This is a genomic window from Vibrio sp. B1ASS3 (genome assembly GCF_905175355.1).
GTDB lineage: Bacteria > Pseudomonadota > Gammaproteobacteria > Enterobacterales > Vibrionaceae > Vibrio > Vibrio owensii.
This window is the reverse complement of sequence record NZ_HG992742.1, coordinates 3,016,644-3,031,020: the sequence shown is the minus strand read 5'-3', so window position 1 is coordinate 3,031,020 and position 14,377 is coordinate 3,016,644. Positions and strand designations below refer to the sequence as shown.

Genomic DNA, 14,377 nt, shown 5'->3' with positions numbered 1-14,377 from the left:
TTATTTAATCCGTCCAGGATGTTTATGTGCCATTTTTGTACTGTTGTTAAAGCTTAAAGTCAATTTTTCTCCATTTTTGTGTGCACTTGTTATGATTTTTCTCATGAAAATCGTTAAAAATCTGTTCTATGTAGCATAATTTGTTACATCAATTGTATTAGAATGTTGCTGGCCGTATATTGGCACAGAAAATTTTAGTTAAATCCTTATAAATTCGGGGCTAGAAACAAAAGTGAGGTTTGTTTGTGGACTCCGTTTGTTAACAAAGTGTTTACAATTATCTCCGAGCTTATTGCGAGTATTTGTTAATCAAATGTTAACTTTTGTACGTTTGGAAGCTGAAATTGGTTATAACAATAAATGCTCAATGGAGCTGAGTGAGCAAGCCCGTGAAAGAAAGAAAGTCAAGACCTGTTAATTTAGATTTACAGACCATCCGCTTTCCCATCACAGCAATCGCGTCAATCCTGCACCGTGTGTCGGGTGTGATTACGTTTGTTGCGGTGGGTATATTACTTTGGTTACTGTCCATTTCTCTGTCATCCCCGATGGGTTTTATGGAAGCCGCTGACATCGTCGATAGCTTCTTCGTGAAATTCATTCTGTGGGGCATTCTAACTGCACTTGCCTACCACATTGCTGGTGGTGTTCGTCACTTACTGATGGACCTAGGCCACTTTGAAGAACTAGATTCAGGCGCAATGAGCGCTAAAGTCGCGTTTGGTGCTACTGCAGTGTTATCACTATTGGCGGGGATCTTGGTATGGTAAAACACGTTTCTTCATTCGGTCGTAATGGTGTTCACGATTTCTTATTGATTCGTGCGTCCGCCATCATTATGACTCTATACACGATTTATCTGGTGAGCTTTTGTGCTTTCTCAGACATCTCTTACGCATCTTGGACCCAGTTCTTTGGTGGCACGTTCACTAAAGTCTTCACCATGTTGGCACTTGTTTCTATTTTGATCCACGTGTGGATCGGCTTATGGCAAGTTTTAACGGATTACATTAAGTGCGCGAAACTTCGTGGTGCACTTCAACTTGGTGTTATTGCCGTGCTATTCGGCTATGTCTTCTCTGGTCTATTTATTCTGTGGGGTGCGTAAGTGTCTATTCCAGTTCGTGAGTTTGACGCCGTAGTAATCGGCGCTGGTGGTGCGGGCATGCGCGCTGCACTACAAATTTCGGAGCAAGGCCTTTCTTGTGCGTTGCTGTCTAAAGTTTTCCCAACACGTTCACACACTGTTTCTGCTCAAGGTGGTATTACGGTTGCGCTAGGTAATGCGCACGAAGACCATTGGGAACAACACATGTACGATACGGTTAAAGGTTCTGACTATATCGGTGACCAAGACGCAATCGAGTACATGTGTAAGAACGGTCCTGAGTCTGTTATCGAGCTAGAGAAAATGGGTCTTCCTTTCTCTCGTTTTGATAACGGCACTATTTACCAACGCCCGTTTGGTGGCCAGTCAAAGAACTTTGGCGGCGAGCAAGCAGCACGTACAGCGGCAGCGGCTGACCGTACTGGTCACGCACTTCTGCACACGCTTTACCAACAGAACATCAAGCACAAAACAACGGTATTCTCTGAGTGGTATGCTCTTGATATCGTTAAAAATGAAGATGGTGTTGTTCTAGGCTGTACGGCGCTATGCATGGAAACGGGTGAAGTGTGCTACTTCAAATCGAAAGCAACTATCTTAGCAACTGGTGGTGCAGGTCGTATCTACGCATCAACAACCAACGCGCACATCAATACTGGTGATGGTGTTGGTATGGCTCTTCGTGCGGGCGTTCCGATGCAAGATATGGAAATGTGGCAGTTCCACCCAACGGGTATCGCTGGCGCAGGTGTGCTTGTAACCGAAGGTTGTCGTGGTGAGGGTGGTTACCTTCTAAACAAAGATGGCGAACGCTTCATGGAGCGCTACGCACCAAACGCGAAAGACCTTGCTGGTCGTGACGTGGTTGCTCGTTCAATGATGATTGAAATCCGTGAAGGCCGCGGCTGTGATGGTCCTTGGGGTCCACACATTAAACTGAAACTTGATCACCTGGGTAAAGATACTCTGGAGTCTCGTTTACCTGGTGTTTGTGAATTGTCTCGTACATTTGCGCACGTTGACCCAGTCAAAGAGCCAATCCCTGTAATTCCTACGTGTCACTATATGATGGGTGGTATTCCTACTCAGGTATCAGGTCAAGCGATTCGCCAGGACGAGAATGGCGGTGACGTTGAAGTTCAAGGTCTATTTGCTTGTGGTGAGATTGCTTCTGTATCGGTACACGGTGCAAACCGCCTAGGTGGTAACTCACTGCTTGACTTGGTGGTATTTGGTCGTGCGACGGGCCTTCATCTGGGTGAAACACTGCTTAAACAAGCTGACGCGAAACCTGCTACAGAAGCTGATATTGAACGTTCACTAGAGCGTTACAACCGTTGGGAAAATAGTACTGACGGTGAAGACCCAGCGCAAATTCGTAAAGACCTACAACAGTGTATGCAAAACAACTTCTCGGTATTCCGTGAAGGTGATGCAATGGCAAAAGGTCTAGTAGAGCTGAAAGCTATCCGTGAACGTCTGAAAAACGCTCACCTTGCTGATAAGTCGACTGAGTTCAACACACAACGTATTGAGTGTCTTGAACTAGAAAACTTGATGGAAACTGCTTATGCGACGGCGGTTGCGGCTAACTACCGCACAGAAAGCCGTGGTGCGCATGCTCGTTTTGACTTCCCAGATCGTGATGATGAGCAGTGGCTATGCCACTCTATCTACAACCCAGAAACGGAAGCAATGACGAAACGTGGTGTAAACATGGAGCCTATCCATCGTGAAGCATTTCCACCAAAAGCACGTACGTACTAAGGAAAGGAGGGTAATATTATGAAACTGAATTTCTCTTTGTACCGCTACAATCCTGATGTCGACCAAAAGCCGTACATGAAAGACTACACGCTTGAGGTGGAAGAAGGCTCAGACATGATGCTTCTGGATGCATTGATCCTTCTGAAGGAGCAAGACCCTAGCATTGCATTCCGTCGTTCATGCCGCGAAGGGGTATGTGGCTCTGATGGCCTAAACATGAATGGTAAGAATGGTCTAGCGTGTATTACACCGTTATCTGCACTGCAAGGTGACAAGATTGTCATTCGACCTTTACCGGGCCTACCAGTAGTGCGTGATCTTATCGTTGACATGACACAGTTCTACGATAACTATGCGAAAGTTAAGCCTTTCTTGATTGATGATGGTGCTCTACCTCCATCTCGCGAGAACTTACAATCGCCAGATGAGCGTGCGCATTTAGATGGATTGTACGAATGTATTATGTGTGCATGTTGTACAACTTCTTGTCCATCATTCTGGTGGAACCCAGATAAATTTATCGGCCCTGCAGGTCTTCTAGCAGCTTACCGTTGGCTAATTGATAGCCGAGATACGGCAACTGATGAACGTTTGTCCGATCTTGATGATGCATTTAGCGTTTTTCGTTGCCATGGCATCATGAATTGTGTAAGTGTTTGTCCTAAGGGGCTAAATCCAACGAAAGCCATCGGTCACATCAAGTCGATGCTAGTCAATCGTTCGATTTAATTAACAACAAAAATTGCCGACCCAAATGGGTCGGCTCTTAATAGCTCGGCGCAGACCGAAGCAAACGTGAAAACTACTGGTTAAGGGAAAATATGCACAACGGCGTGATGAAGGCATGGCTCGAGTCTTCACACTTGGCTGGCGCCAATGCAACGTATGTAGAGGACCTCTACGAACTGTATCTAAGTGACCCCGATCTGGTAAGTGAGGAGTGGAAACGCGTATTTGATGAGCTGCCTAAAAGCTCAGAAGAAGTGGCTGAACAGCCGCATTCGCGTGTCCGTGACTACTTCCGACGACTCGCTCAAGAAACAAAGCATTACAGTGTCCAAGTTAGTGATCCAGATGTCGACGCTAAGCAAGTAAAAGTTCTCCAGCTTATCAACGCATACCGCTTCCGCGGTCATGAAGCTGCAGAGCTCGATCCTCTAGGTCTATGGCAACGTCCACTTGTGGCGGAGCTAGACCCTGCATTCCACAATCTCACCGAAGATGACTTCGCAGAAACTTTCAACGTAGGTTCTTTTGCCATTGGCCAAGAGACGATGCAGTTGAAAGACATCTACTCAGCACTAAAGAAAACCTACTGTGGTTCTATTGGTGCAGAATACATGCACATGACAGATACAGAGCAGAAGCGTTGGATCCAGCAACGTCTTGAATCTGTGGTTGGTCAGCCATCTTTCGATAAAGACGAAAAACGTACATTCCTTGAGGAGCTTACGGCTGCTGAAGGTCTCGAGCGTTACTTGGGGGCTAAGTTCCCAGGTGCAAAACGTTTCTCGTTAGAAGGTGGTGATGCACTGATTCCGATGACAAAAGAGCTGATCCGTCATGCTGGTACAAGTGGTATGCGTGAAGTGGTTATCGGTATGGCTCACCGTGGACGTTTGAACATGCTTGTTAACGTTCTTGGTAAGAAGCCGCAAGATTTGTTTGATGAGTTTGCGGGTAAGCATGATGAAACATGGGGTACGGGTGACGTTAAGTACCACCAAGGTTTCTCTGCAGACTTTGCAACACCGGGTGGTGATGTTCACCTCGCGCTAGCCTTCAACCCATCTCACCTTGAGATTGTAAACCCAGTAGTTATTGGTTCGGTTCGTGCTCGTCAAGATCGCTTAGGTGACTTTGATGGAAGCCGCGTACTGCCTATTACTATCCACGGTGACTCTGCAATCGCAGGTCAGGGTGTGGTAGCAGAGACGTTCAACATGTCTCTTGCACGTGGTTTCTGCGTTGGCGGTACGGTCCGTATTGTTGTTAACAACCAAGTTGGCTTCACCACGTCGAACCCTCGTGATACACGTTCGACTATGTACTGTACTGATATCGCGAAGATGGTTCAGGCACCAATTTTCCACGTTAATGCAGACGATCCAGAAGCGGTTGCTTTCGTAACACGTATTGCACTGGATTACCGTAACGAGTTCAAACGTGATGTTGTGATTGATTTGGTTTGTTACCGTCGTCACGGTCACAACGAAGCGGACGAGCCGAATGCGACTCAGCCGCTGATGTACCAAAAAATCAAAAAACATCCAACGCCTCGTAAGCTGTACGCTGATGTTCTGATCGACAAAAACGAATCAGATATCGAGGTGGCGACCCAGCTAGTTAATGAGTACCGTGACGCACTTGATAAAGGTGAGGTTGTGGTAAAAGAGTGGCGTCCAATGGCACTTCACTCAGTTGACTGGTCACCATACCTTGGCCACGACTGGGATGTAGAGTGGGACAACAAGTTTGATGCAACTCGCTTGAAAGAGCTAGGTCAACGCCTGATTCAATACCCAGATAGCCATAAGCTGCAAAGCCGTGTAAACAAGCTTTACAATGATCGTTCTGCAATGATCAGCGGTGAAAAGGCAATTGACTGGGGTATGGCCGAAACACTGGCATACGCAACGCTGGTTGATGATGGCAAGCGTATTCGTATCTCAGGCCAGGACTCTGGACGTGGTACTTTCTTCCACCGTCACTCAGTTCTACATAACCAGAACGATGCAAGCACCTATATCCCGCTGGCGAATATTCATGACAAACAAGGTCCATTCCAAGTCTTTGACTCAGTGTTGTCAGAAGAAGCGGTATTGGCGTTTGAATATGGTTACGCTACAGCAGAGCCAAGCGGCTTGACCATTTGGGAAGCACAGTTCGGTGACTTCGCAAACGGTGCACAAGTAGTGATTGACCAGTTCATCTCGTCAGGTGAGCAAAAGTGGGCTCGTCTGTGTGGCCTAACTATGCTGTTGCCACACGGTTATGAAGGTCAAGGTCCAGAGCACTCATCAGCGCGTCTAGAGCGTTACCTACAATTATGTGCTGAACAAAACATGCAGGTTGTAGTGCCATCTACACCAGCACAGGTTTACCACATGATCCGTCGTCAGGTGGTGCGTCCTATGCGTCGCCCACTGATTGTTATGTCACCTAAGTCGCTACTGCGTCATCCACTTTGTACTTCAACGTTGGAAGAGTTGTCTGATGGCACATTCCAACCAGCAATTCCAGAAACTGATAATCTGGAGCCAAGCAAAGTGAAACGTGTTGTGTTCTGTTCGGGTAAGGTTTACTTCGACCTGCTAGAACAGCGTCGCAACAACGAACAAGATGATGTGGCTATTGTGCGTATCGAGCAGCTTTATCCATTCCCGATGGATGAGGTTCAAGCCGCTATTGCGCAATACACGAATGTTGAAGATTTCGTATGGTGTCAGGAAGAGCCTCAAAACCAGGGTGCTTGGTACTGTAGCCAACACAACTTCCGTGCTGCTATCCCAGCAGGCGCAGATCTTAAATACGCAGGTCGCCCAGCTTCTGCTTCGCCAGCAGTAGGCTACATGTCGGTGCACTTGAAACAACAAAAAGCGTTGGTTGAAGACGCTCTGAACGTGAACTCAAAAACTTCGAATTAAGAACTAGAAGTTAAAGGAAGAAACAGATATGACAATTGAAATTCTGGTTCCAGATTTACCTGAATCAGTTGCTGACGCAACCGTAGCGACATGGCACAAACAACCAGGCGACGCAGTAGAGCGTGATGAAGTTCTGGTTGACATCGAAACCGATAAAGTTGTGCTTGAAGTACCTGCTCCGGAAGCGGGCGTATTAGAAGCCATTATTGAAGAAGAAGGTGCAACAGTACTTTCTAAGCAGTTGATCGCCAAGCTTAAGCCAGGTGCAGTAGCAGGCGAACCAACAACAGATTCAACCGAAGACAAAGAAGCGTCTCCTGATAAGCGTCATAAAGCAACGCTAACAGAAGAGAGCAACGACGCGCTAAGCCCAGCAGTTCGTCGTCTTCTTGCTGAACACGGCCTAGAAGCTAGTCAAGTGAAAGGCTCTGGTGTTGGCGGTCGCATAACTCGCGAAGATATCGAAGCTCACCTTGCAAACGCAAAAGCTGCGCCAAAAGCAGAAGCTCCAGCAGCGGTTGAAGCACCTGCAGCCGCACGTAGCCAAAAACGTGTTCCTATGACGCGTCTACGCAAGACAGTAGCAAACCGTCTTCTAGAAGCGAAAAACAACACGGCAATGCTAACTACGTTTAACGAAGTAAACATGAAGCCAATCATGGATCTTCGTAAGCAGTACAAAGACCAGTTCGAAGAGCGCCACGGTATTCGTCTAGGCTTCATGTCTTTCTACGTGAAAGCTGTAACAGAAGCACTAAAACGTTACCCAGAAGTGAATGCATCTATCGATGGTGATGACATTGTTTACCACAACTACTTCGATATCAGCATGGCGGTTTCTACGCCACGTGGTCTAGTGACGCCAGTACTTAAAGACTGTGACACGCTAGGTTTTGCAGATGTTGAAAAGGGCATTAAAGAGTTAGCAATTAAAGGTCGTGATGGCAAGCTAACCGTTGATGAACTAATGGGTGGCAACTTCACTATCACTAACGGTGGTGTATTTGGTTCACTGATGTCTACTCCGATTATCAACCCACCACAATCAGCAATCTTGGGTATGCACAAAATCCAAGAGCGCCCAATGGCGGTTGATGGCAAAGTAGAAATCTTGCCAATGATGTACCTAGCACTATCTTACGACCACCGTTTGATCGATGGCCGTGAGTCAGTGGGCTTCCTAGTAACCATTAAAGAGCTACTAGAAGACCCAGCGCGTCTGCTATTAGACGTTTAATATCGCTAAAACGTCGAGTTGTCCCTGATAGCTCGACGTCTACAGCATCCAAGGCTAGACTGGCTCAGCGTCTGGCCTTCACTTGAACTGCCCCCGATATATCTATAAGCAGTTGATTTGAGAAGACCCTACAGACGTACCGCATCAAGCGGCGTTATGGAAATAATAAATCCCTTAAGGGATAAACAAACGGAATATCAAAATGAATTTGCATGAATACCAAGCCAAACAGCTGTTTGCAGAATTCGGTTTGCCTGTACCGGAAGGCTACGCATGTGATACGCCACAAGAAGCTTTTGAAGCTACGGGTCGCATCACTACTGAAAAGAAAGTTGTAAAGTGTCAGGTTCACGCTGGTGGCCGCGGTAAAGCGGGCGGTGTTGAGCTACACGATACAAAAGACGGCGTAAAAGAATTCGCACAAAAATGGCTAGGTAAGAACTTGGTTACTTACCAAACAGACGCAAATGGTCAGCCTGTTACTAAAATCCTTGTGGAAGAAGCGTCTAACATCGCTAACGAACTTTACCTTGGTGCGGTTGTAGACCGCGCGACTCGTAAGATCGTTTTCATGGCTTCTACTGAAGGTGGTGTGGAAATCGAAAAAGTTGCGGAAGAAACGCCGGAGCTAATCCACAAAGCAGCAATCGATCCACTAGTAGGCCCTCAGGCTTACCAAGGTCGCGAGCTAGCGTTCAAACTTGGTCTTGAAGGTGACCAAATCAAACAATTCGTTAAGATCTTTATGGGTCTTGGCACTATGTTCTCTCAGTACGACCTAGCGCTACTAGAGATCAACCCATTGGTTATTACTGGTGAAGGCAACCTGCTATGCCTTGATGGTAAGATCAACATCGACTCAAACGCGCTATACCGTCAGCCTAAGCTTCGTGAAATGCACGATCCTTCACAAGAAGACGAGCGTGAAGCGCACGCAGCTCAGTGGGAACTGAACTACGTAGCACTAGATGGCAACGTTGGCTGTATGGTTAACGGTGCGGGTCTAGCGATGGGTACCATGGACATTGTAAACCTACACGGTGGCAAGCCTGCGAACTTCCTAGACGTAGGTGGCGGCGCGACAAAAGAGCGTGTAGCAGAAGCATTCAAGATCATCCTATCTGATGACAACGTGAAAGCCGTTCTAGTAAATATCTTCGGCGGTATCGTTCGTTGTGACATGATCGCAGAAGGCATCATCGGTGCAGTGAAAGAAGTTGGTGTAACGGTACCTGTTGTTGTTCGTCTAGAAGGTACTAACGCTGACCTAGGTCGCGAAGTTCTTGCTAATTCTGATGTTGATATCATTGCTGCTGAGTCGCTAACAGATGCTGCTCAGAAAGTTGTTGCTGCTGCGGAGGCTAAATAATGTCTGTACTAATTAACAAAGACACTAAAGTAATCTGTCAGGGCTTCACTGGTGGTCAAGGTACTTTCCACTCAGAGCAGGCAATTGCTTACGGTACACAAATGGTTGGTGGTGTATCTCCAGGTAAAGGTGGTCAAACTCACCTTGGTCTTCCTGTATTCAACACGGTACGTGAAGCTGTAGAAGTGACTGGCGCAACAGCAACAGTTATCTACGTTCCAGCACCATTCTGTAAAGATGCAATCCTAGAAGCGATCGACGCAGGCATCGAGCTTATCGTAACGATCACTGAAGGCATCCCGACAACAGATATGATCGACGTTAAAGTGAAGCTAGAAGAAACTGGCGTTCGCATGATCGGTCCTAACTGTCCGGGTGTTATCACGCCTGATGAGTGTAAGATCGGCATCATGCCTGGCCACATCCACAAGAAAGGTAAAGTGGGCATCGTTTCACGTTCAGGTACACTAACGTACGAAGCGGTTAAGCAAACGACTGACGAAGGCTTTGGCCAGTCAACGTGTGTTGGTATCGGTGGCGACCCAATCCCAGGTTCAAACTTCATCGACATCCTGAAGCTTTTCCAAGAAGACCCAGAAACTGAAGCAATCGTAATGATTGGTGAAATCGGTGGTACTGCGGAAGAAGAAGCGGCGGCTTACATCAAAGAAAACGTAACGAAGCCAGTGGTTTCTTACATTGCTGGTGTTACTGCTCCTCCAGGTAAACGTATGGGTCACGCAGGCGCAATCATCTCTGGTGGTAAAGGTACTGCAGAAGACAAATTCGCAGCACTAGAAGCGGCTGGCGTTAAGACTGTGAAATCTCTAGCTGAGATTGGTAAAGGTCTACGTGAAGTGACAGGTTGGTAATCAACCAAACTATTGTATAAGCATTAAAAAGCCTGCGATTTCGCCTGTCTCTTGATCACAAGTCTAGTGATCAAGAGACATTGCGAGCTCGTAGCCTTCAAGGATGGTTTGCAGTTTAAACCATCCTTCCCATAGTGCCTTTATTGAAGCTCTGCCCGTCCTCTTGGTATCTTTCCAACCGCCTAATTTAGCAAGATTTCTGTACGCCCAGCTCATATCGGGTACTTCTTTAGGTAATGTCTTGCTTTCTAGTTTCAACCACAGCAGCTTCCAAGCTTTTGTGCCCAAGGCCTTTTCACAACTTTCTGTTGATAGCTCATCAACTTCTTTAATGAAACGTAACGCCAATAAACGAGTCGCAACAAAGGCATAGATGACACTTAACCTCTCTAAGTTACCTTTACTTTGGAGTCTTAGTGACTCCACATCCGTACCTTCACTTTTCCAGACTTTATGGAAGTCTTCAATCAGCCATCGACGCTCGTAATAACCGATAATTCTCATGGCGTCTTCAGCGTTGTTTATTGGCTCCGACGTCAAGAGGTGCCATGCTAACTTGTCTTTTGATGCCCCTTGCTCAAGGCAACCAACATAATAAACAGGTATGCCTGCGTGCTCTTTTTTGTTTGCCGGAGCCTTTAATGTCACCTGACCATATTTAACGTCAAGCTTTACATCTCTCGCTTTTCTCCCTCCTTTTTGGGGGATGGTAAGCTCCTTTGTCTCGACACTTGGTAACGCTTGCGCATAGTCGTAAAGCTTTTGAGCGTGTTCTTCTAGACAACGACTTTGCATTGAGCGAACGACAAAGCGCTGCTGATGTTGACGTTTATAAGTTAAGTATTCGAATAGGTCTGCTTCTCGGTCACAGACCGAGATAACATCTAACATCTTATCCCCTAGGCGCTCAACGACACGGCGAGAAGCTTGCTCCCATTTGTAACTCTCTTTCTCCTCGTAAGGACGAGTCGCGTGTTGGTGCTTTTGCCCACGCTTAGTAATATCTCGGCTCCATCGTTGTTGCTCTATAAGACCAACAATGGTCTGACTTTGTGGTGCAAAAAGTAACGTCGAATGTACATGGAGAGCTCGGGTTCTATTGCCTTGATTCGTGTGCCCGAGCTCTTCTTTTATACTTCGATGAGGAAAACTGAGCGTTGTTGTATCTTCAAGCGCAAGTAATTCTTCATGCTCTTTAGCTCGGGATACGGTTGATTGAAAGCCAGCTTCAGCGATGTCTTTTGCATCGATGTTTTCATTACGGATAAAGCGATATGCGCCTTCCATATCGGCGGGAGAAAAAGGAAGTTTAGCCACGGAGACTCCTGGTTGATTAGCAATGGAAGTCGCTAAACTGATGAGGCGTTGTGTTCTTCGAGGATCTTTAAGTTGTGCTTGTCCAAATTGTTCTTGCGCCCAAAGTTTAGCGTCTGAGTGTGTCATCTTAGTGTTTCAGTAAGGATTCTTAAGTGATCAGATCGCACACACTTGAAAGAGTTCAAAAAAAAATCCCTAAGCTACAAGCTTAGGGATTTGTGTATAAGAGACAGGCGATTTCGCAGGCTTTTCTTTTTCTGTTTCACAATGGTTAGTGTTTAATCTTTAACGCGATTTAGCGATTTAGCGATTTAGTTATTCCGTTACTAGGCTTTGCGTTTAATTAGCTGGCTAAGCATAAACAGGAATGTCGCGCTAATCACAACTGAAGGGCCTGCTGGTGTATCGAAATGCCAAGACAGGCTTAGGCCCATCAGCACTGCGATAGAGCCAATAATTGAGGCAAACAAGGCCATCTGTTCTGGTGAAGAGGACACTTTACGTGCAGTTGCGGCTGGGATAATCAATAGAGAAGTCATGATCAGCGCACCCACAAACTTCATTCCTACAGCGATAACCACACCGACCATGAGCATTAGCACTAAGCGCACTAAATCGGTATTCACGCCCTCTACCGCAGCTAGCTCCTCACTTACGGTGCTTGATAAAAGCGGACGCCAGAATGCATACAAACAAGCACTGACACCGATCACTCCAGCGTAGATGAACATTAAATCCTGTGGTGAAACTGCAAGTAAATCACCAAACAGGTAGCTCATCAAATCCACGCGAACGTTCTCTAGGAAGCTGACCGATACCAAGCCAATCGATAAGGCGCTGTGTGCCAGAATACCTAGCAGCGTGTCGGTAGCGACAAGCTGTTGTTTTTGCAGAGTAACCAGCAGAACAGCAAGTGCTAAGCAACAAACCAACAATGCAAGGTAAAGGTTTATGTTGAGCAAGAAGCCTAGTGCCAAGCCCATTAAAGAGGCATGGGCGAGCGTATCGCCAAAGTAAGCCATTTTTCGCCAAACCACGAAAGAGCCAAGTGGGCCGGCAATGATTGCGATACCGATACCGGCTAAAATTGAAGGCAATAAAAACTCAATCATGATGATGGTGTCCGTGAGAGTGGTTAGAACATGATGTCGCGTCACCCGTCACTGGAGAGCCTGCTAAATCGTGGTGATGATGGTCGTGGTCATGGTGATAGAATGCCAATGACTCACGAGTCGCATTGCCAAACAACGCGATATAAGACGGGTGCTGAGTAATGGTCGCCGGTGATCCAGAGCAGCATACGTGATGATGTAAGCAGATCACATCATCGGTTTTTGCCATAACCAAATGCAGATCATGCGATACCATAAACACGCCACAATCGAATCGATGACGAATGCTCTCAATTAGATCGTATAAATCGATTTGACCTTGAACATCAACACCTTGAGCTGGTTCATCTAGCACGAGCAATTCAGGACGTTGAAGTAGGGCGCGAGCAAGCAGTACACGTTGGTTTTCACCACCTGAAAGACGGTGCATGTTACTTTTGATGAGGTGTTCAGCGCCAACAAGACGTAACGCGTCGAGGCATTCCTGCTTGCTATACTTGCCAGCAAGGTTTAGGAAACGAATGACATTCAATGGAAGAGAATCGTTGAGTTTCAGTTTCTGAGGAACATAACCAATTTTCAGTTTACGTTGCTTCGTTAACTTACCGCTGGTCGGTTTTTGGAGACCTAGAATGACTTTGACTAACGTCGATTTTCCCGCTCCGTTGGGACCAATTAGGGTAGTGATCTTGCCCTTTTCTAATTCCATTGTGACATTGTCGAGAACTCTGCGTTCGTCAAACTCGACGCACAGTTGCTCAAGACGGACTAGTGAAGACATGAATGAAACTCATTTGCAAATTGTTAATGTTATAATGTAACATTATCTCACTTTCCACGCTATACCCCAAGTAAAACTATGAAAAGAGCTATAATTCTTGCTGTTTCAGCAATGTTAACCTTACCTGCTCATGCGGTAACCGTGTTGACTAGTATTAAACCTATTCAAATGATCACAACCGAGCTGACGGAAGGTGTTACGAAGCCAGACGTTCTGCTACAAAACAATGCTTCGCCACACGATTACGCTTTGCGCCCATCGGATGTGAAGAAGGTAGCGGCTGCCGACCTTGTTATTTGGTACGGCCATGATCTCGAACCTTTCCTAGAGAAAGTGGTGACGGATAAAGGTAACACGCTAACCGTTAGCGAAATTCCGGGCCTTTCGTTACGTGCATTTAGTGGTGAGCATGACCACCATGATGGTCACGATCACGGCACACACGATCCACATTTCTGGTTGGGTGTTGAAACCGTAAAACAAGTTGCCAACGCTATCGCTCACAAACTTGCAGAAATCGATCCTACGAATGCAGACACTTACGCAGCAAACTTGAAGAAGTTCGAAGCGGAGTTAAAAGCTACGGATGCGGAGATTAAGCAACAACTGACACCAGTGCAAGACAAAGGTTATTTTGTTTTCCACGATGCTTACGGCTATTTTGAATCACGTTACAACCTAAATCAACTCGGGCACTTTACGGTTTCTCCAGATCGTAAACCGGGAGCAAAAACATTGATTCATATTCGTAAAACATTGGGCTCAGGTGATGTCGCTTGTGTGTTCTCAGAACCTCAATTCACCCCTGCTGTGGTTGAAAGTGTGATGCGTGGCAGCGATGTTAATGCTGGCGTTCTTGACCCATTGGGTAGCAGTGTTGATGTTAAATCAGGCAGTTACTTTGTATTCTTGAAAGGAATTTCAAACAGCTTTAGTCAGTGTTTGAGCGAAAAGTAACAATTGTGTTGTTGTTCTCTACACAGAACACGCGTTTAACGTGATCTGGCAGTAATAATTACAAACCTTTGGCGCAGTGAGTCTTTTCTATCAATGGAATTGAGATATCATTATCAATAATTAGCGGCTCAAAATAACCATATATGTACTCAGCTATGGAAGGCATGAGTAAACCATGAGTCGCACGTATTGATACATGTAAGGATTTTA

Annotated in this window: 12 protein-coding genes; 9 read left to right on the top strand and 3 right to left on the bottom strand. The window is 46.2% G+C overall.

The window, feature by feature from the left end; translation table 11 throughout:
- Positions 1-377: 377 nt before the first annotated feature.
- The 8 genes from sdhC to sucD all read left to right on the top strand — a co-directional run bounded on the left by sdhC (position 378) and on the right by sucD (position 10,000).
- Positions 378-770 (top strand): succinate dehydrogenase cytochrome b556 subunit, encoded by a 393-nt coding sequence (sdhC, locus tag KJB05_RS13655; protein WP_005446421.1) that lies wholly within the window; start codon positions 378-380, stop codon positions 768-770.
- On the top strand, positions 764-1,108 hold the full coding sequence (sdhD, locus tag KJB05_RS13650) for a succinate dehydrogenase, hydrophobic membrane anchor protein (RefSeq protein ID WP_208445982.1): 345 nt from the start codon (positions 764-766) through the stop codon (positions 1,106-1,108). The genes sdhC and sdhD overlap by 7 nt, the downstream gene beginning before the upstream one ends.
- Positions 1,109-2,875 carry a succinate dehydrogenase flavoprotein subunit gene (gene sdhA, locus KJB05_RS13645; RefSeq protein WP_208445981.1) on the top strand — a complete coding sequence of 589 codons (1,767 nt, stop codon included), beginning with the start codon at positions 1,109-1,111 and terminating at the stop codon, positions 2,873-2,875. It abuts the gene before it with no gap.
- An 18-nt stretch (positions 2,876-2,893) separates the two neighbouring features.
- Positions 2,894-3,604, top strand: coding sequence for a succinate dehydrogenase iron-sulfur subunit (locus tag KJB05_RS13640; RefSeq protein ID WP_009707208.1), 711 nt, complete (start codon positions 2,894-2,896; stop codon positions 3,602-3,604).
- A 92-nt stretch (positions 3,605-3,696) separates the two neighbouring features.
- Entirely contained in the window at positions 3,697-6,522 is a 2,826-nt protein-coding gene (sucA, locus tag KJB05_RS13635) for a 2-oxoglutarate dehydrogenase E1 component (RefSeq protein WP_208445980.1), read from the top strand.
- A gap of 28 nt (positions 6,523-6,550) precedes the next feature.
- A complete protein-coding gene (gene odhB / locus KJB05_RS13630) occupies positions 6,551-7,759 on the top strand; it encodes a 2-oxoglutarate dehydrogenase complex dihydrolipoyllysine-residue succinyltransferase (protein ID WP_208445979.1) in 1,209 nt (402 codons plus the stop codon).
- Positions 7,760-7,961: 202 nt separating this feature from the next.
- Positions 7,962-9,128 (top strand): ADP-forming succinate--CoA ligase subunit beta, encoded by a 1,167-nt coding sequence (gene sucC / locus KJB05_RS13625; RefSeq protein ID WP_208445978.1) that lies wholly within the window; start codon positions 7,962-7,964, stop codon positions 9,126-9,128.
- Complete coding sequence (gene sucD, locus KJB05_RS13620; protein WP_005436989.1) at positions 9,128-10,000, top strand: succinate--CoA ligase subunit alpha; 873 nt, start codon at positions 9,128-9,130, stop codon at positions 9,998-10,000. The genes sucC and sucD overlap by 1 nt, the downstream gene beginning before the upstream one ends.
- 63 nt (positions 10,001-10,063) lie before the next feature.
- On the opposite strand, the gene KJB05_RS13615 is transcribed toward sucD, so the two are convergent.
- From KJB05_RS13615 to znuC, 3 genes are all read right to left on the bottom strand, one after another.
- Positions 10,064-11,443 (bottom strand): IS4 family transposase, encoded by a 1,380-nt coding sequence (locus KJB05_RS13615; protein ID WP_213053077.1) that lies wholly within the window; start codon positions 11,441-11,443, stop codon positions 10,064-10,066.
- Between the two features lie 200 nt (positions 11,444-11,643).
- Positions 11,644-12,429: a zinc ABC transporter permease subunit ZnuB gene (gene znuB / locus KJB05_RS13610; protein WP_005436990.1), complete on the bottom strand. Its 786-nt coding sequence runs from the start codon at positions 12,427-12,429 to the stop codon at positions 11,644-11,646.
- Positions 12,422-13,210 carry a zinc ABC transporter ATP-binding protein ZnuC gene (gene znuC, locus KJB05_RS13605; protein WP_005436991.1) on the bottom strand — a complete coding sequence of 263 codons (789 nt, stop codon included), beginning with the start codon at positions 13,208-13,210 and terminating at the stop codon, positions 12,422-12,424. The genes znuB and znuC overlap by 8 nt, the downstream gene beginning before the upstream one ends.
- A gap of 78 nt (positions 13,211-13,288) precedes the next feature.
- Here znuC and znuA point away from each other — a divergent pair, with 78 nt between their 5' ends.
- Entirely contained in the window at positions 13,289-14,167 is an 879-nt protein-coding gene (znuA, locus tag KJB05_RS13600; RefSeq protein WP_032802955.1) for a zinc ABC transporter substrate-binding protein ZnuA, read from the top strand.
- The last annotated feature ends 210 nt before the right edge of the window (positions 14,168-14,377 follow it).

Bases quoted from the DNA above. Each gene is read 5' to 3' on its own strand.
- sucD (WP_005436989.1), top strand. From the start codon at position 9,128: ATGTCTGTACTAATTAACAAAGACACTAAAGTAATCTGTCAGGGCTTC.
- znuC (WP_005436991.1), bottom strand. From the start codon at position 13,210: ATGTCTTCACTAGTCCGTCTTGAGCAACTGTGCGTCGAGTTTGACGAA.
- odhB (WP_208445979.1), top strand. From the start codon at position 6,551: ATGACAATTGAAATTCTGGTTCCAGATTTACCTGAATCAGTTGCTGAC.
- KJB05_RS13640 (WP_009707208.1), top strand. From the start codon at position 2,894: ATGAAACTGAATTTCTCTTTGTACCGCTACAATCCTGATGTCGACCAA.
- sucA (WP_208445980.1), top strand. From the start codon at position 3,697: ATGCACAACGGCGTGATGAAGGCATGGCTCGAGTCTTCACACTTGGCT.
- znuB (WP_005436990.1), bottom strand. From the start codon at position 12,429: ATGATTGAGTTTTTATTGCCTTCAATTTTAGCCGGTATCGGTATCGCA.
- sdhD (WP_208445982.1), top strand. From the start codon at position 764: ATGGTAAAACACGTTTCTTCATTCGGTCGTAATGGTGTTCACGATTTC.
- znuA (WP_032802955.1), top strand. From the start codon at position 13,289: ATGAAAAGAGCTATAATTCTTGCTGTTTCAGCAATGTTAACCTTACCT.
- sucC (WP_208445978.1), top strand. From the start codon at position 7,962: ATGAATTTGCATGAATACCAAGCCAAACAGCTGTTTGCAGAATTCGGT.
- KJB05_RS13615 (WP_213053077.1), bottom strand. From the start codon at position 11,443: ATGACACACTCAGACGCTAAACTTTGGGCGCAAGAACAATTTGGACAA.